Origin of the sequence: Thioclava sp. GXIMD4215 (assembly GCF_045291555.1) — a bacterium.
GTDB classification, from domain to species: Bacteria; Pseudomonadota; Alphaproteobacteria; order Rhodobacterales; family Rhodobacteraceae; genus Thioclava; species Thioclava litoralis.
Window position 1 is genome coordinate 191259 of the sequence record NZ_CP149516.1, and the last position, 20343, is coordinate 211601.

The 20343-nt window shown below is 62.0% G+C and carries 15 protein-coding genes; 9 read left to right on the forward strand and 6 right to left on the reverse strand.

Annotation, left to right across the window (positions count from 1 at the left end):
• Window positions 1-5 precede the first annotated feature (5 nt).
• The 4 genes from WDB86_RS15395 to WDB86_RS15410 form a co-directional block, all read right to left on the reverse strand.
• Window positions 6-3191 (reverse strand): M10 family metallopeptidase, encoded by a 3186-nt coding sequence (locus WDB86_RS15395; protein ID WP_341485903.1) that lies wholly within the window; start codon window positions 3189-3191, stop codon window positions 6-8.
• 284 nt (window positions 3192-3475) lie between these two features.
• Window positions 3476-4690: an MFS transporter gene (locus WDB86_RS15400; protein ID WP_341485904.1), complete on the reverse strand. Its 1215-nt coding sequence runs from the start codon at window positions 4688-4690 to the stop codon at window positions 3476-3478.
• A gap of 69 nt (window positions 4691-4759) precedes the next feature.
• A complete protein-coding gene (locus tag WDB86_RS15405) occupies window positions 4760-5383 on the reverse strand; it encodes a TetR/AcrR family transcriptional regulator (RefSeq protein WP_341485905.1) in 624 nt (207 codons plus the stop codon).
• A gap of 123 nt (window positions 5384-5506) precedes the next feature.
• Window positions 5507-6268, reverse strand: coding sequence for an IclR family transcriptional regulator (locus WDB86_RS15410; protein ID WP_330647239.1), 762 nt, complete (start codon window positions 6266-6268; stop codon window positions 5507-5509).
• Window positions 6269-6417: 149 nt separating this feature from the next.
• On the opposite strand from WDB86_RS15410, the gene WDB86_RS15415 reads away from it, so the two are divergent.
• The 3 genes from WDB86_RS15415 to WDB86_RS15425 all read left to right on the forward strand — a co-directional run bounded on the left by WDB86_RS15415 (window position 6418) and on the right by WDB86_RS15425 (window position 10570).
• Window positions 6418-7863, forward strand: coding sequence for an NAD-dependent succinate-semialdehyde dehydrogenase (locus tag WDB86_RS15415; protein WP_339109780.1), 1446 nt, complete (start codon window positions 6418-6420; stop codon window positions 7861-7863).
• Between the two features lie 69 nt (window positions 7864-7932).
• On the forward strand, window positions 7933-9099 hold the full coding sequence (locus tag WDB86_RS15420; protein WP_330647237.1) for an iron-containing alcohol dehydrogenase: 1167 nt from the start codon (window positions 7933-7935) through the stop codon (window positions 9097-9099).
• 103 nt (window positions 9100-9202) lie between these two features.
• The gene (locus WDB86_RS15425; protein ID WP_341485906.1) at window positions 9203-10570 is read left to right on the forward strand and encodes a hypothetical protein; all 1368 of its coding nucleotides are present in this window, start codon (window positions 9203-9205) and stop codon (window positions 10568-10570) included.
• A 217-nt stretch (window positions 10571-10787) separates the two neighbouring features.
• Here the strand turns inward: WDB86_RS15425 and WDB86_RS15430 are convergent, their stop codons facing one another.
• Window positions 10788-12080, reverse strand: coding sequence for an HlyD family type I secretion periplasmic adaptor subunit (locus WDB86_RS15430; protein ID WP_341485907.1), 1293 nt, complete (start codon window positions 12078-12080; stop codon window positions 10788-10790).
• 1 nt (window position 12081) lies between these two features.
• Window positions 12082-13815, reverse strand: coding sequence for a type I secretion system permease/ATPase (locus tag WDB86_RS15435; protein ID WP_341485908.1), 1734 nt, complete (start codon window positions 13813-13815; stop codon window positions 12082-12084).
• A gap of 307 nt (window positions 13816-14122) precedes the next feature.
• Between WDB86_RS15435 and WDB86_RS15440 the strand changes: the two genes are divergently transcribed.
• The 6 genes from WDB86_RS15440 to tssC all read left to right on the forward strand — a co-directional run bounded on the left by WDB86_RS15440 (window position 14123) and on the right by tssC (window position 20342).
• Window positions 14123-14668: an exonuclease domain-containing protein gene (locus tag WDB86_RS15440; protein WP_339109782.1), complete on the forward strand. Its 546-nt coding sequence runs from the start codon at window positions 14123-14125 to the stop codon at window positions 14666-14668.
• A gap of 173 nt (window positions 14669-14841) precedes the next feature.
• Window positions 14842-15447 (forward strand): DUF6931 family protein, encoded by a 606-nt coding sequence (locus WDB86_RS15445; RefSeq protein WP_339109783.1) that lies wholly within the window; start codon window positions 14842-14844, stop codon window positions 15445-15447.
• A gap of 60 nt (window positions 15448-15507) precedes the next feature.
• The gene (gene tagH, locus WDB86_RS15450) at window positions 15508-16791 is read left to right on the forward strand and encodes a type VI secretion system-associated FHA domain protein TagH (RefSeq protein ID WP_341485909.1); all 1284 of its coding nucleotides are present in this window, start codon (window positions 15508-15510) and stop codon (window positions 16789-16791) included.
• A gap of 48 nt (window positions 16792-16839) precedes the next feature.
• Complete coding sequence (locus tag WDB86_RS15455; RefSeq protein WP_341485910.1) at window positions 16840-18180, forward strand: type VI secretion system ImpA family N-terminal domain-containing protein; 1341 nt, start codon at window positions 16840-16842, stop codon at window positions 18178-18180.
• A gap of 129 nt (window positions 18181-18309) precedes the next feature.
• Window positions 18310-18852 carry a type VI secretion system contractile sheath small subunit gene (gene tssB, locus WDB86_RS15460; RefSeq protein WP_341485911.1) on the forward strand — a complete coding sequence of 181 codons (543 nt, stop codon included), beginning with the start codon at window positions 18310-18312 and terminating at the stop codon, window positions 18850-18852.
• Window positions 18849-20342: a type VI secretion system contractile sheath large subunit gene (gene tssC, locus WDB86_RS15465; protein WP_330647228.1), complete on the forward strand. Its 1494-nt coding sequence runs from the start codon at window positions 18849-18851 to the stop codon at window positions 20340-20342. Before tssB ends, tssC begins: the two co-directional genes overlap by 4 nt.
• Window position 20343 lies beyond the last annotated feature (1 nt).

Below are 20343 nucleotides of genomic sequence, written 5' to 3' on the forward strand. Positions count from 1 at the left end.
GGCTGTTACAGCAGCAGATCATCGGTCAGGATGGACAGGTCGGGGATATTGGCCGCGACACTGGTCGTTGTGTCATCATTGAGGTCGGTCAGGTCATACCGTCCCTCGCCAATCGTCAGCCACGAGACGGTTTCGTAGACGTGGCCGACCTCGCCATCGCGCGACTGTTCTTCTTGCAGATACAGTGCGGTGCCTTTGGCGGTGTCGAGGCTGCGCAGCACGATTGTGTCACCGCCCAGATAGGATTGCACATCCGCGAAGAGCACCTGATCCTCGTTCGCGTCAATCAGGCTGGCCAGATGATTGACCGAGCTGGTATCGCCCGTCACCAGAGACCCCGAGGCGTCTTCCACCGCGGCCCATTGCACGACACGGCTTGTGCTGCTGGAGACACCGGAATCGGCCTCTTGCGCGGCAAGGCGCAGCGTGGCGCTGTCACTGTCGACATCGCTGATACGATGGGTCACCGTCTGGCCGCCTTCGCCCGAGACCGAGGCCAGAATGGTCGGTGTGCCGTCAAAGCCGTCATAGCCGAGGGTGACCTGTTGGCTGCCGGTCACCTCTTGCGTGCCCAGAGTGATCTTCGTCCCGTCCGAGAGCATATGCGCCCCTTCCGTGCCCGCCATCCACGAGATGGTTTCGCCGGTATGGTTGCCATCGAGATAGCTCCATTCGGACAGGCGCAGGTCGAACCCCTCATCGGTGATATTGCGCAGCTCCGTCGTGACCGCATGGCCGCCATTGGTGGTGATCGGACCCAGCACCACGACCGCATCGGGAATAGCCTCGCTGAAGCTGACATGGACCCAGCCATCGGCACCTGCCGTGCGACCCAGACTGAGCGTGCCAACCTCCAATGCGCCCTCGGTGGTGTTGGACAGGACCGGATCGCTTTTGACTTCTGTCTCGCCCGTTGCCTGTAGCGTATAGCTGCCGGTGGCCAAGGCGCTATAGGCCACATTTTCCGCAACATGGCCCGTTTCGGCATCGCGCGACTGTTCTTCCGCAACTCTCAGATAGGTCGAGCCGTTGCTGGTGGTCTGACGCAGGGTCGCGGTGTCACCGCCTGCCATAGACTGCATATCGGCAAACAGCGCGGTTGCGCCGGTCGTGCCGATGGATTGCCACCCGCTGGCCAGCCCGACCGAACCGGAGGTCATCAGCGTGCTGCCGTTCTCGATCACCACATAATCGAAGCTGCGGGCCTCGGTGGCCTCGGTGCCGCGCTCGGCTTCTTCTGCCTGCATCCGCACCTGAAGCTGATCGGCGGAGACATCCACCAGACGGTGGGTCAGAATCTGGTCGCCCGTGCCGACAAGCGAGCCATAGGCCGTGACAGAGCTGCCCGCCTCATAGCCGTCCAGCGCGATGGTCGTGTTTCCGGCGCCCGAAATATCGGCCGAGCCGAAGGTGATCTTCGTGCCGTCGCTCAGGAGATAGTCCCCCGCTGTTCCGGCCATCCACGAAACCGATTCAAGCGTATGGGCGCCGTCGAGATAGGCCCATTCGCTCAGGCGGATGTCGAAGCCCGTGCTGGTGACGTTCTGGATTTCGGGGACAAGCGTATGCCCGCCGTTCGAGGTGACGGGGCCAACCACAACCACCGCATCGGTAATTTCGGCGCTAAAGCTGATATGCACCCAGCCATCCGTATTGGCATGGCGCATAAGATCGGTCACGCCCACTTCCATCCGTGCCGTGCTGGCCGTGCTTGTGGCAGGCTCGCTGGTGGTGGGCTCGCTGGTGGTGGGGGTGGTCGTGCTGGGCGTCGTCGTGCCGGTCGCCGTGCTGGGGGGGGTGATTGTCACCGGTTGCAGGGCGGTTCCGTCAAGAATGCTGCTGGCCGCAATCCAGCCGCTGCCGATCACGGGGTCGAGATCGGAGACATTGCAGCTGCCATCCGCGAAAGACAGCGTTTCGATATTGGTCAGGATATCGGTATCGGTGCCGTTCCTGATCTGGAGCTGTGTGCCGCTGAAGAAGACCAGCGCATCATCGGAGGCGAATTCGTAATAGGCGGTATCCTGGCCTGCGCCGCCATCCAGTGTATCGCTGCCGGCATTGCCGATCAGCGTGTCATTGCCCGCATCCCCTGCCAGCAGGTCATTGCCATCCCCGCCCTGCAACAGATCGCTGCCCTGCCCACCGCTGAGCTGGTCGGCGCCGGTGCCGCCCGAAAGCTGGTCATTACCATCGCCGCCGGAAAGCTGGTCCGCCCCCGCGCCGCCGAAGATCTGGTCTGCTCCGGCCCCGCCTGACAGCACGTTATTGGCGCTGTTGCCGGTAATCGTGTCATCCCCGCTGCCGGTCGAGACATTCTCGATGACGGTGCCGACCGCGATGGCGAGGTTCATCGTGCGCCCCCCGATATCGGAGAAGCTGCCCGGGGTCAGGTCGATGCGCTGGTCCGCGCTGCGGCTGTGCAGGTCGATGACATCGGTGCCGCCTGCATCGACAATGGTTTGCGCGCGGGCATCCAGCAGGGTCTCGCCGCTATCGCCATAGGTGGTATTGCCGCTATGGACCTTGCTGGAGGTGCCATAGAGTTGCTGGATGGCAAAGACATCCGCAATCTGCGGCGTGACCACATAGGAAAAGCTTGCCCCCGTATCAGCGCTGAGCGTCTGATAGAAATAGGACATGATCGAATATTGCCATGTATCATTGGCAAAGGCGGCATCCGAGGCAAAGGTGGCCGAGCCGTTATAATTGCCGGTATGGCCAAGACCCAGCGCATGGCCGATCTCGTGGATATAGGTCTGCAGCATATAGGCGCTGGAGGCGAAGCCCTCGTCGATATTGACTTTCGCGGATTTGGTGATTCCGGAGGAATAGACCGACGAGGTCCATGCCCCCGAGGCACTGTCGCTAAAGGTGATCTGCGCCGATCCGGTGGTTTCGACAAAGCTGATCCCCGAAGCATCGGTCCATGCCGAAAGCGCATCGCGGGCATAGGCCTGACTGGTGGCGCTCAGCGCGGAGAGATTGACCGTCAAAGAGCCGGAGGCCGTAATGTTGAACTTGTGGCTGCTGCTGCCCTTGTCCTCCCAGTAGCCGTCCTGAAGATAGGTGGCGATTTGCTCCACGCTCCAGACCGGTTTGCTGCTTGAGGTGCCCGAGGCAGAGGTCGTGGCGGTTGCCAGATCCGTCAGAGGCGCGAAATGGAGTGGATTGCCGCAAAGTGAGCACATGGAACAGATCCCTGAGGAATGACCGAGGTGAGAGCAGCTTTGCTGCAATCTGTACGCACGTTTTGCGCGCTTCCGCGGGGAAGGGTCGATCTTTACCGCTTCCCGATAGCCTCTGGATCCCATTTACGGGTGGTCACGGCGTGCCCGAATTCGGGCGAAAATCGGGCAGTTGGATTCAGCTTTAATAGAACATGAAATGTTTTTGCGCCCCGTTCGCAGGCGGGGCGCATTCTGGTTGGGGGAGCGGAAGGCCGTTCGCTCCGGAGATCGCGGGGCAGGGCGGATCAGCCGTGCCGTTTCTCGGTCAGGGCGTAAAGGAAGGCCAGCGCGGGGGCGAGAAGCCCCAGACCCGCCGCCAGAGACCAGCCTCCGGCCACATAGGCCCAGACCCCTACTGCCGAGCCCAGAGCCCCGCCAAGGAAGAAGCTGGCCATGTAGATTCCGTTCAATCTGGCACGGATGCCCGCATCCAGCAGGAAGATCTCGCGCTGCCCCAGCACCAGATTGGTGGTCACGGCGAAATCCAGTATCAGGGCGGCGGTGACCAGCCCTGCGAGGGCGACGATCCGGTTGTGCGGGACCGCAAGGCACAGCACGAATGCCGCCATGCCTGCCAGCAGCGCAAGCCGTGTGGCCGGATATCCCCAGCCGCGATCGGCGATCCGGCCTGCGACGGGCGAGGCGAGCACGCTGGCGGCACCGACTAGGGCAAAGATCGCGATCCCGCCTTGGGTCAGGCCGATGGCGGGGCTGGCCAGCAGCAGCGGGGTGACCGTCCAGAACAGGCTGAATGCGCCGAACATGGCCGCATGATAAAGGGCGCGGCGGCGCAGGACAGGGGTTGTTATGGCGATATGCCCGATCGAGCGCATCAAAGCGCCATAGCCCATCCGGCTTGCGGGGTGGCGCTCGGGCAGGCGGCGGGCCAGCACGATGCCAAGGATCACAAGCGCGAGCGCGGCCAGCACAAAGACGGTTTGCCATGCGAAAGAACCGGCAATAAAGCTGGAGACGGGGCGGGCCAGCATGATGCCCGCCATCAGGCCGGACATGACATTGCCTACCACTTTGCCGCGATGGGCGTCATCGGCAAGATGCGCGGCATAGGGCACCAGAACCTGCACGGCCACCGCCCCGAGCCCCGTGCAGAAACTCGCGGCAAAAAACAGCCATTGGCCGGGCGCGAGGGCCGTTCCCGCAAGGGCCAGAACGCTCAGCCCGATCAGGGTCAGGACCAGACGCCGGTTCTCGAAGATATCGCCCAGCGGCACCAGAAGGATGAGGCCCAGACCATAGCCGAGCTGTGTCAGCGTCACCACAAGCCCTGCAAGCCGGTCGGGGATCTGCACGGTCTGGGCGATCAGGCCGACCAGTGGCTGCGCATAATAGATATTCGCGGCAAGGACACCGCAGGAGAGTGCCAGAAGAAACGAGATCCCTGCGCCGGGTGCCTTGTTGGGGGCAGGGGCTGGAGCGGTGGCAGGTCGGGGATGGGGCATCGGGTTTTACACTTTATAAAACGATCATTCCCTAATTTGGCGCAGGGCAATGACGAGGGGCGGAAGGGATTAGGCGAAGAGTTGCAGTAGAGTATCGATAGGGTCGGCGGGGTCGCCTTCGGCATAGCCGATCTTGCCCGCAAGGCGCATGCCTTGCAGTGTATACAGCAGAAGACGCGCGGTTATGCGCGGGTCCGTGGTCAGCGTCAGGCTACCATCGGCCCGCCCCGCATCGAAAATCTTCAGCAGGGTCGCTTCAAGGCGCTCATAGGCTTTCAGGACGGGCAGGGCCATCCGCTCGTCAAATGTGGTGATCTCGGTCAGGGCCGAAATCACCATACATCCGGTGCGCCCTTCACGGCCCTGGCTCGCATCGACATAGACCGAGATGAAGGCACGAAGCTGGTCGCGCCCTGTCTGGCCCTGTGCCATGCGCGCAGTCAGCGCCGCGTTTCGGGCGGTCAGATAATGGTCTAGCGCCGCAAGGAAAATGCCGAGTTTGTCTTTGAACGCCTTGTAGAGGCTGCCTGATGTCAGGCCTGTGGCCTGACACAGATCGCCGATCGATGTCGCGTTATAGCCCTTTTCCCGAAACACCAGCACGGCCTGATCAAGCACCTGCGGGAGATCGAACTCGCGCGGGCGGCCGGGGCCACGTTTGGAATGCGGGGTCTGGGCGGTGGAATCGGTCATGACTCCTCAATAGGAAATGACCTGTTCCAAATCAATCGGATATGTACAGGGTGCCGCGAGGAGAAGCAGGGCCGGTCCGCAGGAGGGCGGTCCCTAAGCGCCTCGCGCGCGGACGGGCCGGCTTTAGCCGGTGTAATGCTGCGCCAGAGACTTGGCGATATCGCGGATGGCGGCGCCGAGTTCGGTCTGTTTGACCTGACTGGCTTCGGCGCTGGTCATCGAGATGGCGATACCCGCGACGGGGCTGCCCGCGGGGCCGAGGATTGGGGCGCCAAGGCAGACCATGCCCTCGCGGATTTCTCCGTTATCGATGGCATAGCCGTTCTGCCGCCAGATCTGCGCGTCGGCCTCGAAGGCGGCGATGTCGCGCACGCTATTGGGCGTGAAGGGGGCGGGCCAGGGCAGATGCAGGATGGCTGTCCGCTCGGCCTCGGGCAGATGGGAAAGCATCGCCTTGCCTGTGGCGGAATAGACCGCCGGAAGGCGCATCCCGATCTGGAAGGTAAAGCCCAGAGGGCGGTCCGAATTGCGGCAGGCCAGGTAGACGACCTGCCCCTGTTCGAGGGTCGATAGGGTGACGGTATAATTGGCCAGCCGGTCATCGCGCGACAGAACCCGCTGGAATTCCGAGATCAGCGAGGAGCGTGTCAGATAGGCGCTGCTCCAGCGCAGGCAATGGGCGCTGAGGCTATAACCGTCTGGCTCCGAATGCAGCACACCGGCCGCGACAAGTGTCTCGCAGATTCCGTAGACCGAACTTTTGGGCAGGCCCATTTCGCGGGCCAGTTCCGAGACCCCTAGCGGCGAGGGATGCGCGGAGAGCTTGTCCAGTATCAGGATTGTCCGCTCTGCGGCGGGGGCGCGTCGTTTGGAGGGTTCTGCCATCTGCCATTTCCTTTGAGCCGCAGTCTTACGCGAAGATGTGAGCGATTGACATAGGTGTATACATCGGCATACGTTCCATATAGCAAACGTCGTTTCATATATGGAACGATACTGCAAGACCTACGCAACTCCAAACGATGAGGCCCGCAATGTCCCAACTCAAAGACCCGTCGCTGTTGAAAGATGCCTGCTTGGTCAATGGCCAGTGGGTGCATGCCGCCTCCGGCGCAACGATCGATGTTCTCAATCCCGCTGATGGATCCGTTGTCGGGACGGTGCCCGCGCTCGCCCCCGAGGAGATCCCGGCCGTGATCGAGGCCTCGCGCAAGGCGCAGGCCGAATGGGCGCGCTGGACCGCCAAGGAGCGGGCCGCCGTCTTGCGTAAATGGTTCACGCTGATGGTCGAGCATACCGACGATCTGGGGCTGATCATGACGCTCGAACAGGGCAAGCCCCTGAAAGAGGCCAAAGGCGAGATCGGCTATGCGGCCTCGTTTGTGGAATGGTTCGCCGAGGAGGCCAAACGCGTTTATGGCGACACGATCCCCGCTCCGGCGCGCAACCAGCGCCTGACCGTGCTGCGCCAGCCGATTGGTGTCACGGCGGCGATCACGCCTTGGAACTTCCCGGCCGCGATGATCACCCGCAAAGCCGCGCCCGCTCTGGCGGCGGGCTGTTCGATGATTGTGCGTCCGGCCGATCTGACGCCGCTGACCGCGCTGGCCTTGGGCGTTCTGGCCGAACGTGCGGGGATTCCGGCAGGCGTGTTCCAGATTGTGACGGGACCGGCGTCGAAAATCGGCAAGGTGCTGACCGATAGCGATATCGTGCGCAAACTCTCCTTCACCGGTTCGACCGAGGTGGGGCGTCTGCTGATGGCGCAATGTGCCGACACGATCAAGAAAGTCTCGCTGGAACTGGGCGGCAATGCGCCGTTTATCGTGTTCGACGACGCCGATCTGGATGCGGCGGTGGAAGGGGCGATGGCCTCGAAATACCGCAATGCCGGTCAGACCTGTGTCTGCGCCAACCGCATTCTGGTGCAGCGCGGGGTCTATGAGGCCTTCGCGCAGAAACTCTCGCAGAAAGTCTCGGCGCTCAAGGTCGGGAATGGCACCGAAGAGGGCACTGATATCGGTCCGATGATCGAGGCCAAGGCGCTGGATAAGGTCGAAAGCCATATCGAGGATGCGGTGTCCAAGGGCGCGACCCTGCTGCAGGGCGGCACACGTCTGGGCGGGCTGTTCTTCGAACCGGCGATCCTGACCGGCGTCACCCCCGAGATGAAGGTCGCCAAGGAAGAGACCTTCGGGCCGCTGGCGCCGCTCTTTGCCTTCGACACCGAGGAAGAGGCCGTGGCGATGGCCAATGACACGATCTTCGGGCTGGCCGCCTATTTCTACACAAAGGATCATGCGCGGATGGTGCGTGTGTCCGAGGGGCTGGAATATGGCATGGTTGGCCACAATACCGGCCTGATCTCGAACGAGGTCGCGCCTTTCGGCGGTGTCAAACAGTCCGGTCTGGGGCGCGAGGGCTCCAAGTACGGCATCGAGGAATATCTCGAGCTGAAATACATCTGTAGCGCGCTCTGACCCTTTTGGTAAGTCCCGCGGCCTTCCGGGCGCGGGACAGTTGTGTTTTTCTCTTCAAGGACAAGATCAATGACTGATGGTATCAAACCGTTCTCCTTCGACACACCCGGCTCCACCTTGGTGGAATGGGGTGGCGCGAAGCGGATGGGCGAACTTCTGGGGGCGTGGTTCCCGGAACGTAACCTGTTGATCGTGACCGACAAGTTCCTGCATGAAAATGGCTTGCTCGATCCGGCGATTGCGTCTCTCAAGGCGCATGGCTTCAGCGTCACCGTATTTGATGATGTGGTTGCCGATCCGCCGGAGGCCGTGCTGATGGCCTGTGTCGAACGTGCGAAATCGGCAGGCTCCGATATTGTCATGGGGCTGGGGGGCGGCTCGTCGATGGATATCGCCAAGCTGGTGGCGGTGATGCTGGTCTCCGAACAGCCGCTGTCCGAGCTGTATGGGATCGGCAAGGTCGAGGGCAAGCGCACGCCCTTGGTGCAGGTGCCGACCACGGCGGGCACCGGATCGGAAGTGACCAATATCACCATTCTGACCACCGGCGAGACCACCAAGATGGGCATCGTCTCGCAACAGCTTTATGCCGACCGCGTGCTGCTGGATGCCGAACTGACCACCGGCCTGCCGCCGGTGCAGACGGCTGCCACCGGTATCGATGCGATGGTGCATGCCATCGAAGCCTTTACCGGCCAGCACAAGAAGAACCTGATGTCGGATGTCTTCGCCAAGGAAGCGCTGCGTCTGATGAGCGCGAACCTGATCACGGCCTGTCAGGATGGCACCAACCGCGCGGCGCGTGAAGCGATGCTGCTGGGGGCCAATCTGGCCGGTCAGGCGTTCTCGAACAGCCCCGTTGGCGCGGTCCATGCGCTGGCCTATCCGCTGGGCGGGCATTACCACCTGCCGCACGGGTTGACCAACGCGCTGATGCTGGGCCCGGTCCTGCGCTATAACATGGCCGGTGCCGCCGCGCTTTATGCCGAGCTGGCGGATGTGGTGATCGGGCCGTCCGACGAAGGCACGCAAGCCAAATCGGCCAATTTCGTGAACTTCATGCAGGATCTGATGGACCGCTCCGGCGCGCCGCTGAAGCTGCGCGATGTCAAGGTACCCGAGGCCGATCTGCCGATGCTGGCACGTGATGCGATGCTGCAGACCCGACTGTTGGTCAACAACCCTGTCGAAGTGACGGAACAAGACGCGCTCGCGCTGTATCGCGAAGCGTTCTGACCCTCTTGTCAGGCGCCTCGACGCATCGCAGGTGGGGCGCCTGACACAAAACATTCTCGCCCGGGAGGGAAGGGCGAACTGCGTAGATTACGAGGAGACTTCTGTGAGACAACAACGCATCGACGGGCAGGAAACGCCCTATTGGCCGGCGGGGCCGTTCAAAATCCGCCTGCCATTCCTTCACTATCGGTTTGAATGGCCGGACTATTTCCAGGGCCTTCTGATGTGTGCCGTGGATCTTGCGGCGATCCCGCTGATGGTTGAGCTTCTCAATATGCCGTTCGAGGTCGCGCTGGCGGTCGTGATGATGAACGGCATTCTGTATCTGACCCACCACCTGCTGGGTGACCCCGTCGTGCCGGGCTGGATCACCCCCGCGATCCCGCTGCTGATGGCCTATTGCGCGGCCTTCCCCGAAGGCCCCGAGCGGGTGCATGCGCTGATCGCCTTCCAGTTGATGCTCGGGGTGTTCTCGATCTTTATCGGGGCCTCGGGGCTGGCGCATCGGGTCGTGCAACTGATCCCTCAAGCCATCAAATCCGGTATCATCATCGGTGCGGGGATCGCGGCGGTGATCTCGGTCTTCAAGGTAGGGGGGCGCTTTGACAGCTTTCCCTTCACCATCTCCATCGCGGTCGGTATCGCCTTCTATGTGATTTTCTCGCGCCATTTCGCCAAGCTGAAAAATGTCAGCCCCTTCTGGGGGATGGTCGGCAAATTCGGGATCTTCCCGATTGTGGCACTGGCTATCGTGATCGCGCCGATCTTCGGCGAGGCCCCCTGGCCCAAGATCGAATGGGGGATCTCCAAGCCCGATTTCGTGACGCTGTGGAAAGAATATACCGTGTTCGGGCTTGGCTTTCCGCCACTGCATATGTTCGTGTCCGCCGTTCCGACGGTGCTGGCGGCCTATATCGTGCTGTTTGGCGATGTGCTGCAAAGCAAGGCCATTCTGGACGAGGCCGATCACGAGCGTCCCGATGAGGTCGTGCATTACAATCCTGACCGCGCGCATATGATTTTCGGGGCGCGGAACTCGATCATGTCGATCATCGGTCCCGATGTCGCGATGTGTGGTCCGCTTTGGGCGGCGATGCATGTGGTGATTGTCGAGCGGTTCTCGCAAGGCAAAAAGGCGATGGATTCCATCTTTGGCGGGGCGGGGTCGTTCCGTTGGGGGACGAATACCGGCCTTCTGCTGATGCCGATCGTGACCCTCGTGCAGCCCATCCTCGGCATTGCGCTGGCGCTGACCCTGCTTATTCAGGGCTATGTCTCCGTGCGGATCGGGGTGATGGAAGCCCGCTCGCAGCGCGATCTTGGTATCGCGGGTATCGTCGCCGCTGTTCTTGCGACGCGGGGTGCGGCCTGGGCCTTCGCGGTTGGGGTTGTGCTGTGCATTCTTGTCTATGGTCGGGATTTCTTCCGCGGCGAAACCGACAAGACCTTTGTCAAGGACCAGCAAAGCTGAGCCATATGGCGATGATCCGGAACGGGGGCCCGCAGGCCCCCGTTTTCATTGGCGATAGGGGCCTGTCCTTTCAGGACGGCCTGCTATCAGGCTGCAGCGCGGCCGAAGAGCGACCGGAGGCCGGATGCCCATCGGTGTCGGATTGTGACCGCAGACCGGTCCTCCTTTGTCCGTGTGCGACCGGCGTGCGGCGCAAAGGGTGGACTCTCCCGCAGGGTCAGTCTTCGCGCAGGGCATAGGCCATATAATCGGAGAGCGGTTTGACCAGAACCGAGGCGGGGCTGCGTGCGCCTGTCCGGATGAAAGCTTCAAGCGGCATACCGGGTTGGAGCGGCAGATCGCCAAGCGCCTCATTCGCCTCCGGCGTCAGTTCAAGCTCTGCCGTGTAATAGGTGCTTTGCGTGTTCGGGTCGGTGATCGTGTCGGGCGAGACGGTCCGCAAGGTGGCGGAAAAGCTCGGTGTCGTGCGGCTGTTGAAATTCGGGAACCGCACCATCGCCGATTGTCCGGCATGGATCCGGTCGATCTGCAGCGGGTCGATGCGGACCATGAAGATCAGCGGCACGTCTTGCGGCACGATGGACACGACTTCCTGTCCGGCCGCGATCACCCCGCCAATCGTGTGGATTTTCAGCCCGAGCACGCGTCCCGACATGGGAGCCCGCAGGACCAGCCGTCCCAGACGGGTCTCTGTGACGCCAAGCTGTTCGCGGATTTGCAGCTCGTTGGGCTGCTCGCTGCGCAGCGCGTCTTGCGATTCCTCCCTGCGGGAGGCTTGGGTGCGCAGTCCCTCGATCTCATATCCGGCAATCGAGCTGCGAGCCTCGGCGATCGAGGCTTCGAGCTGGCCGATATTTCCTTGCAGTTCCGCTTCCTGCCGATACAGCGCCGAGACACGGCTTGCCTGTGTCAGCCCCCGATCCAGCAGGCTCGCCTGATCGGTCAGTTCCTGCCGGATCAGTTGCAGCTGGCGGTTGCCGGCCTGAACCTGACGCTGATAGCCCCCGATCAGGGATTGCGTCTGTTTCTTGCGCTCTGTCAGCTGTTCCAGCGTGCGGGCCTGCGTATCACGGCGGGAGTCGAACAAGGCGGTTTCCGAGGCCAGAAGCCGTTGAGTCTGGGCATTTACCGTCGCATCCGCCAGAAGTTCCTCATCGAATGTGATGGTTTGTGCATCGCTGACCTCGGCCTGAAGCCGGTCGATCCGCGCCAGTGTTTCGGTCAGATTGGCATGCAGAAGGGCGCGTTGCGCCAGCAGTTCGGAATCGTCGAGCCGGATCAGCGGTGCCCCCGCTTTGACGGTCTGGCCGTCGCGCACGAAGATTTCGGCGACCATCCCGCCGTCCGGATGCTGGAGCGTCTGGCGACGGGCTTCCACCTCGACACGGCCTTGGGTCACCACTGCGCCGTCGATTTCGGTGGCGACGGCCCACGCCACGAAGCCGCCGCAGCCCAAAGCCAGCACCGCAAGCCCTGCCATCATCGGTCCACGAACAGAATAGCGTGTCATGTCAATTCTCTCCAACTGCTTTGGGGCGCACGAAGTTGCTGGCATTTTTCACGTGGCTGCGCAGGACCTCGTCACGCGGGCCGAAGGCGCGGATCTGTCCTTTGTCAAGCAGCAGCACCTTGTTGCAATGTGCCAGTGCCGAGGGACGATGGGACATCACAAGGGTGATCTGCCCCTGTTTGCGGGCGATCGAAATCGACTGGTTCAGCGCCTTCGTGCCCGCATCATCCAGACTGGAATTGGGCTCGTCGAGCACAAGCAGGATCGGGTTGCCGAAGATCGCGCGGGCCAGCCCGATCCGCTGTCGCTGACCGCCGGAAAGTTCGGGCGCCCCGTCGCTGAGCGGGGTGTCATAGCCTTGCGGCAGCGACAGGATCAGCTCATGGGCAGCGGCCGTCTGGGCCGCGTAGACGATGTCCTTCGGGTCGGCATTAGGGGTGAAGCGGGCGATGTTCTCGGCCACGGTTCCGGCAAAAAGCGTGACCTCCTGCGGCAGATAGCCCAGCAGCCGCCCAAGGGCCTCGCGTTCGAAATGCGCCAGCGCCGCGCCGCCAAGGCGGATTTCGCCATGCAGGGTGGGCCAGAGCCCGACCAGCGCACGGGCCAGCGTGGATTTTCCCGATGCAGAGACGCCGATGACAGCAATCGCGTCCCCTGCAACCGCTTCGAAACTGAGCTGGTGGAGGGTGGGCGTGCGGCTGCCGGGCGGGGCCACCAGAATATCGCTGACCGTCAGCTCCGGCTTGGGGCGGGGCAGCGACATCGGGGCTTCTTTTTCGGGGGTCTCGTCCAGCAGGCGCGACAGGGATTTACGTGCATTCCACGCATTCTGGATCGCGGCCCATTGCCCGACGGTCTGTTCGACGGGGGCAAGGGCGCGCCCGAGCAGGACCGAGCCCGCAATCATCGCGCCCGCCGTGAGCATATTCTGCAAGACCAGCCATGCGCCCAAAGCCAGCATGGCCGACTGGATGAACATCCGGAATGCTTTCGTGGCCTGTGTGAAGCCACCGCTGCGATCGGCAGCCTTCATGCCATGCAGCAAGGCGCGATCACGGGCATTTTGCCAGCGGTCGAGCATCTGGCGGCTCATCCCCAGTCCGCGCAGGGTTTCCAGCCCGCTGCGCATGACCGTGCTGCGCATCTCGGCTTCGGCGGCGGCGCGATTGGCCTCGGCATGGGCGGCGTGGGTATAGCGCTGGTTGAGCACCGCAAGCGTGAACACAATGACCAAAGAGGCGATGGCAAACCACCCCATCAGCGGATGGAAGAAAAACAGCAGGGCGACAAAGATCGGGGTGAAGGGCAGGTCGAATACCGCCCCGAGCGCCGGAGACCCGAAAAGCGCATTGATCCGGCTGAGCTCTGTCGCGCCGGTGGCGGGCTGGTTGCGATAGGTGGCCGAAGCCGTGCGTTCGAGCGTGGCGCGCATGATGCGGGCATCCAGCCGTTCAACAAGCTGCGCGCCGATCCGCGCCAGAATGCGGCCACGGAAATAGTCCAGAAGCCCCATGACGGTGAACAGGAACCCGACGATCAGGAACAGCACCAGCAATGTCGAGCTTGAGCGCGAGCCGATCACACGGTCATAGACCTGTAGCATGAAAAGCGGTCCGGTCAGCAGCAGCACGTTCACTGCAACGGAGAATAAGGCAATCGCCCAGAGCGCCCCGCGGGCGGGACCAAAGATGTGGCGTAGCTCGCCAGACGGCTTGCTATTTCGTGGTGCGACCATGCGGAGCCCCCGTTTGTGTCGATTAGCCTTAATGCGCCAGTATTAGGCGCGTTTGGGTTAAGGATGTCTTGTGATGTGATCGCGCGTGGACGGATCACTAAAGATGCTAGCATTTTTCTGCAGGGCTGGCAGGCCCACAACTGCCTTGCAACCGTCGCGTAAGCGGATATATGCGCGCCGAGTGACGGCACGTTATTTCGGGTCTTTCGGGAATTCCCGTATGGCGGGAGCCATGCCGCCCATGCTTGCGCGCTTGGATTTTATGGGTTCTAAGGCGGTTATGACACATGTCCCATCAGATCCCTTTATGCCGCCCTTGCCGCAGGGCGGTTTCCGTTTTGTCGCTCTGGATGTGGAGACGGCGAACCGTGATCGCAGCAGTATCTGCCAGATCGGGCTGGCCTTCGTGCATCCGGGTGTGGCCCCTGCCAATAAGATCGAGACATGGTCCTGTTATATCGATCCGGCAACGGCGGACTGGTCGTGCAGCTGGGTGCACGGGATTACGGCCCAGACCGTTCTCGGGGCGCCGTCTTTCGCGCAGGTGATCGAGATCTTGCGACCCGCGTTACAGGGGCTTGTGATCTATCAGCATTCCGGCTTCGACCGGAGTGCCATCGGACGGGCCAGTCTGCAGGCGCAGTTGCCTGCGCCTGATTGGGAATGGCGCGACAGTGTGATCGTGGCGCGTAAGGCCTGGCCGCAGCTCAAGGGACGGGGCGGGCACGGGCTTGCCTCGCTGAAAGACCATCTGGGGCTGAGTTTCGTGCATCACGATGCGGGCGAGGATGCACGGGCGGCGGCTCTGGTGGTTTTGCATGCCGAGGCCAAGACGCCGGTCATGGCGGGATGATCCGCGCGGGGGCGGGGGGCTGTGTCGCGGGTCACGCGACGGCCGTCGGGGGCACTTGCTATGTGGCGAGCTTGCTTTTAGGGTTCGCGGCGATTGCTAGGCTTTATTGAGAGGTGGCTGTCTGGTCCTGTCGTGGTGCAGGTCCGGTTGCCTTGGATTTGATGGATACCCCGATGGATCTGCCCGAACCGTTCCGTTCTGAAGACGAAATGTCGGATAAAACCCAGCCGCCCATCCGTTTCTTGCGCTTTGATACCCCTGCCGAACTCTACGGGGCCGAACCCTATCTTACACGGATGACCCAGCTTCGGCCCGGAGCCGAGGAAACCGGATTAAATTTCCTGTTGCGGCTGCGCGGCTCCACCACGCCGGAAGAGGCCGTGATCTATACGGCGTTTGCGGCGGTGCCCCATCTGGTGGTCTGGTGGGCCTATGAGTGCCTGCGCCGGACCCTGCCCGAGCCCACCGCGCCGGACCGCGCCATTCTGGCGCTGGTGGCCGATTGGACGCGCTCTTCGGATGCGACCAACCGCTGGCGGGTGATGCAAAGCGCGCTTTTTGCGCCGGTGCGCAGTCCGGCGGTCTATCTGGGTCTGGCTGTCGGCTGGTCGGGCGGTGCCATCGCGCCCAATGATCCGGCCCCCGTCCCCAGCCACCGGATGCCGCAGGCGATCAATGCCGCCATCCTGTCTGCCGTTGCCATGCAGGATCTGCGCGACCGCCCGATCCTGCTTGCGAAGATCATTGACGAGGCCGCGCGCCTTTTTGCGGCACATTGACGCCATGGCCCGGCCCCTGTCCGTCTTTCGCCCCTGTTTTGTTAAAGCTGTTCAAACCCGATGACCCTGATCCTAACTCTCGAGAATGTCGATCATCTTGACACTGGCGGACCGGTTTCCCTGCCGCTGGATGGCCGTGAGCTGCATGTGGGGCGGCGCAATGCGATGGATTGGGTGCTGCCCGACCCCTCGCGCCTGATTTCCGGCCATCACTTCACGTTGCGGATGGAAAACGGGCAGTATTGGCTGATCGACATGTCCACCAACGGCACCTATCTGCAGGGGCAGTCGCATCGTCTGCAGGCACCGCACCCGCTACGGGCAGGCGAGCGCTTTCTGGTCGGGCGCTATGTCATCGTGGTGCAGGAACAGGGCGCGGCGCTGCCGCCCTCTACGGGCCATGCGATGCCCGCCGCCGAACCCGCAGCGCCGGCGCCGGATGACCCTTGGGATTTCGGTTTCGCACCGGCCGTTGCGGCCACGCCTTTGGCGCCCGCATCGCGTTCGGGCGATATCGACCAGTCTCTGGGCGGCTTCGTGCCGCTCGCGTCTCCTGCACCGCAGGCGCAGCCGCAAGGCTGGCCCGCGCCCCCGCCCATGCCGGCCTTCCCGCAAGGCCCGGAGGGGGCGGCACCGCGCCCCGATCCGATCCCGCCGCTTTCGCCACCGGAATTCATGTCCGGTGCCGGTCCGCAGGGTGGCCCGCCCAATGCGCCCGAACCGCGGCCTTTCGTGCCGCAGCGCAGTGCCGAAGCGCCGCCGCGCGATCAGGGGCAGGATATTCTGCAGGCCTTCTGCGAAGGCGCAGGGCTTGACCCGGAGCTTGCCAAAACAACCGATCCGCTGGCCTTGGCGCGCAGCCTTGGCGAGGCCAGTCAGGTGTCGACCGCGCTGATCATGGCCATTTTACGCGAACGCGCGCATGTCAAACAGTTCACCCGCTCCGGAGAGCGCACCATGCGTGCCGCAAGCGGGAATAACCCGCTGAAATTCATCCCGAATGTGGATGAGGCGGTGACGGCGCTCTTCTTGCAGCCGCGTGACGGTTTCCAGAGCGGTGCCGAAGGTGTGGGGGCGGCGCTGCGGGATATCCAGCGCCACCAGCAGGCCATTTTTGCGGCCTTGCAGCCCGCGCTGAGCGCCGTGCTCAAGGATCTCTCGCCCGAAGAGGTGGAAGAGGGATTGCAGGGGGGTATCCTGCCGGGGGCGCGCAAGGGACGGGCATGGGATGAATATGTGTCCCGCTGGGACAAACGTGCGGCAAGTGGCGAGAACGGAATGCTGGATGTCTTTCTGGAGGCTTTCGCGCAGGCCTATGCGCAGGCTCATAGCGATCATGGCTAAGGCGGGTCTTGGCCATCCGGTCCGCAACTCTATTCTGGGAGAGCGATCATGAATATGGAAAAGCTGCTGACCCCCGTCAGTGCAGAGGCCCCTTGCGGTGCCGATCTGAGCGCGTTGATGGATCCGGATTACGACGAGTATTATTTCGGCGCGCTTGGCCGGTTGCCGGATCGTTACTTTGTGCCCGGTGTCTCGCGGCCCGATGGCAGTTTGTCGCCGGATCGGGTTTTCGACCCCTCGGAAGTGGATCTGGCCGCCGAGCTGAAACAGATCGACACATTGCTGGCGCGCAGCCGCGACCTGCGGCTTCTGGTGCTGCGCGCGCAATGGCAGGCGCTGGCCGGTCGTTTGCTGGATCTGCCCGAGACCTTCGAGACAATCGCCGCTCTGATGAAGACTTTCGGCGACGATCTGCACCCCTCGATGCAGGACGGGCCAAGCGAACGGCGCGAGGCGCTGAATGATCTGGCGGCGCCGGTGACGATGGTGCAGGCGCTGCAATTTGCCGGTCTGACCGGCTCGACCGAGGTCACTTTGCGCAAGTTGCGCGTGGCCTCGGGAGAGCTGACCGCGTTGCAGAACGAACAGGATCTGGATGGCGAGGCCATGACATCGCTGCTGGCCGATGCCGGTCAGGCCTCGCGCGTCGAAAAAATCGCGGATGCCGTGGATCGGGTGTTGGCCGCCATTGCGGAAATCAGCGCGGCCAGCCTGCGCGGCAGCCATCCGATCACGCTGGGATTAACGCCGCTGACGGCGGTGCTGACGCAGATTTACGATGTTCTGGCCCATGCCCGTCCGGGAATGGTGCGCCGCGCCGATCAGGACATCGCGCAGGCGGCAGCGGAGCCCGCGCCGGAGATCGCCGATCCGGCACCACAACCGGTTCCGCCCGCGCCCGTCAACCCTGCGGCGGGGCCACGGGTGGAAAGCCATGACCATGCGCGGGCGGTTCTCGAGAAGGTCGAGCAATATTACCGCCAGTCCGAACCCTCATCGGCGGCGCTGGTTCTGGTAACGCAGGCGCGGCTGCTGATTGGGAAATCGCTTCTGGAGGCCATCGAGACCCTGATGCCCAACCGTCTGTCCGAGGCGCATATCGATTTTGGTCCGGCAACGGGCTTCGTGCTCGATAGTGCAAGGCTGCAAAAACTCAGCGCCACATTGCCCGAGGCGGCGGTGGCCGAGAAAAAGCCGCCCCTGCCTGCCGTGGCCGATATCCTGGATGGGCAGAAAGCCGCCGAAGCCATTGCGGCGGTCGAGGCGTATTTCCGCCGAAGCGAAAAATCGAGCCCCGTGCCCCTACTCCTTGCCCGAGCGGCAAGCTATATAGGACGGGACTTTCAGGGAATCCTGAAGGAATTTCTAACGAAAAAAGCAGACGGGTAGGAAATTATACGTTTCAAATCAAATTTTTCGCAGAAACTTCATGCTGTCTGCCTAAACAGAGATTGACAAGAAACGCCTCTCGGGGTTCTTACTCACTACATTAATTAATTATCAAGGAGTTGGTTTTCCATGGCTTCAGATTCTGGTTCCAATTTTGTAAAGCGCAACCGTCCGCCGCGCGTTCAAATTCAGTATCAGGATCCCTACGACAGCGAGAAAATGGTCGAGTTGCCGTTTGTCATGGGGGTGATGTCTGATCTGTCAGGCAACAATCCCGGCGTGGAAAAACCTGCTGTTGAAGATCGTGGCTTCTCGGATGTGACCAGCGCGACGCTTGATGACTATATGGGCTCGGTCAAACCGGGCGTCAGCTTCGTCGTCAAGAACACTCTGGACCCGAACTCCACCGACCGCATGGGCGTAAATCTGCAATTCGAGAAAATGGACGATCTCGAACCGGCTGCGATCGCCCGTCAGGTTCCGGCACTGAACAAGCTGTTGCAGGCGCGCGAGCAACTGGCCAACCTGCAGCGCTATCTTGCCGCGAAACCCAAGGCGCAAGAGCATATCCAGCGCCTTCTCGAAGACCCCGAACTTCTGGCCGCGCTGGCAGATCGTGCAGAGCGCGAGGCTGCCGAAGCGGACGCAAAATCTGGAGATGACGTGCAATGACTGATTCCCTTCAGGCCCAAGGCGGCCAGCCCGCCGCAGCTCTTGACGAGCTCTCGGAGTTCTCCGACATCCTCAAGCAGACCATCAAACCGCGCAGCGAAGTGGCCGCGCGCGAGGTGGATAATGCAGTGGGTGCGCTTGCGCGTGAGGCGCTTCTTTCGCAGGATCTGATCTCGGAAGATGTGGTTGATACGCTGGATGCGATGATTGCCAAGCTCGACGAGCAGCTGAGCAATCAGGTCAACGAGATCATGCATGCGGAAGAGTTCCAGAAGATCGAGTCCGCATGGCGCGGTCTGGCCTATACGGTCAATAACTCCGAAACCGATGCCTCGCTGCGGGTGAAGGTTCTGAACATGTCCAAACCGGAACTGCAGGCGATGATGCGCCGCTATCCGGGTGCAAAATGGGACAAGTCGCCGCTGTTCAATGCGGTTTACGAGCAAAATCTCGGCACGCTGGGCGGCAAGCCCTTCGGCTGCCTGATCGGGGATTACTACTTCGATCATTCCTCGCCGGATGTGAATCTGCTCAATTCGCTGGGCAAGATCTCGGAGGCCGCCCTTGCGCCCTTCATCTCTGGCACGGCCCCCGAGCTTCTGGGTCTTGATAGCTGGAACGAGATCGGCACCCCGCCGGATCTGTCCGAGGTCTTCGAGACCCCCGAATATGCACAGTGGAACAGCCTGCGTGACAGCGAGAATTCGCGCTTTCTCGCGCTGGTGGCCCCCCGTGTTCTGGCGCGCGAGCCCTATGGCCCGAACTCCAATTCAGTTGTTGAAGAGTTCAATTTCGAAGAAGAAACTGACGGTCATGACGGCAAGAAATATGCCTGGATGAACGCGGCCCATGCGATGGCGACCAATATCAACCGCGCCTTCAAGGAATACGGTTGGACGGTGCGTATTCGTGGTGTGACTTCGGGTGGCGAAGTGGCAAACCTGCCGACCCATCTGTTTGACACCGGGGATGGCTCGAAGGACATGAAATGTCCGACCGAAGTGTCGATCACCGATCGTCGCGAGGGCGAGCTGTCGAAAGCCGGTCTGATCGGGCTGATCCATCGTCAGCATACCGACAAGGCCGCCTTTATCGGTGCGCAATCGCTCTATCGTCCGAAGACCTATGTCGATGACCTTGCAACGGCCTCCGACAATATGTCTTCGCGCATTCCCTACATCTTTGCTGTGTCTCGGTTTAGCCATTACCTGAAGGTGATGGTGCGCGATAAAATCGGGACAAGCCCCGACCAGCTTCAGCTGCAAAAACAGCTGCAGGCCTGGATCAACAAATATGTTTCGGGCAATCCTGAAAGCGCGAGCGAGCTTGAAAAAGCCCGTAAACCGCTGGCAGGTGCAAAGGTGGAGGTCGTCGAAGACGAGCTCAACCCCGGCTATTACCAGGGTAAGTTCTACCTTCGGCCTCACTTCCAGCTGGAAGGCATGGATATCGGCATGTCGCTGGTATCGAAGCTGCCGGCAGGGAAGTAAG

What these genes read in the sequence shown, in the direction of transcription:
- WDB86_RS15395 (WP_341485903.1), bottom strand. Translation starts at nt 3,191, where the DNA reads ATGTGCTCACTTTGCGGCAATCCACTCCATTTCGCGCCTCTGACGGAT.
- WDB86_RS15400 (WP_341485904.1), bottom strand. Translation starts at nt 4,690, where the DNA reads ATGCCCCATCCCCGACCTGCCACCGCTCCAGCCCCTGCCCCCAACAAG.
- WDB86_RS15405 (WP_341485905.1), bottom strand. Translation starts at nt 5,383, where the DNA reads ATGACCGATTCCACCGCCCAGACCCCGCATTCCAAACGTGGCCCCGGC.
- WDB86_RS15410 (WP_330647239.1), bottom strand. Translation starts at nt 6,268, where the DNA reads ATGGCAGAACCCTCCAAACGACGCGCCCCCGCCGCAGAGCGGACAATC.
- WDB86_RS15415 (WP_339109780.1), top strand. Translation starts at nt 6,418, where the DNA reads ATGTCCCAACTCAAAGACCCGTCGCTGTTGAAAGATGCCTGCTTGGTC.
- WDB86_RS15420 (WP_330647237.1), top strand. Translation starts at nt 7,933, where the DNA reads ATGACTGATGGTATCAAACCGTTCTCCTTCGACACACCCGGCTCCACC.
- WDB86_RS15430 (WP_341485907.1), bottom strand. Translation starts at nt 12,080, where the DNA reads ATGACACGCTATTCTGTTCGTGGACCGATGATGGCAGGGCTTGCGGTG.
- WDB86_RS15435 (WP_341485908.1), bottom strand. Translation starts at nt 13,815, where the DNA reads ATGGTCGCACCACGAAATAGCAAGCCGTCTGGCGAGCTACGCCACATC.
- WDB86_RS15440 (WP_339109782.1), top strand. Translation starts at nt 14,123, where the DNA reads ATGCCGCCCTTGCCGCAGGGCGGTTTCCGTTTTGTCGCTCTGGATGTG.
- WDB86_RS15445 (WP_339109783.1), top strand. Translation starts at nt 14,842, where the DNA reads ATGGATCTGCCCGAACCGTTCCGTTCTGAAGACGAAATGTCGGATAAA.
- tagH (WP_341485909.1), top strand. Translation starts at nt 15,508, where the DNA reads ATGACCCTGATCCTAACTCTCGAGAATGTCGATCATCTTGACACTGGC.
- WDB86_RS15455 (WP_341485910.1), top strand. Translation starts at nt 16,840, where the DNA reads ATGAATATGGAAAAGCTGCTGACCCCCGTCAGTGCAGAGGCCCCTTGC.
- tssB (WP_341485911.1), top strand. Translation starts at nt 18,310, where the DNA reads ATGGCTTCAGATTCTGGTTCCAATTTTGTAAAGCGCAACCGTCCGCCG.
- tssC (WP_330647228.1), top strand. Translation starts at nt 18,849, where the DNA reads ATGACTGATTCCCTTCAGGCCCAAGGCGGCCAGCCCGCCGCAGCTCTT.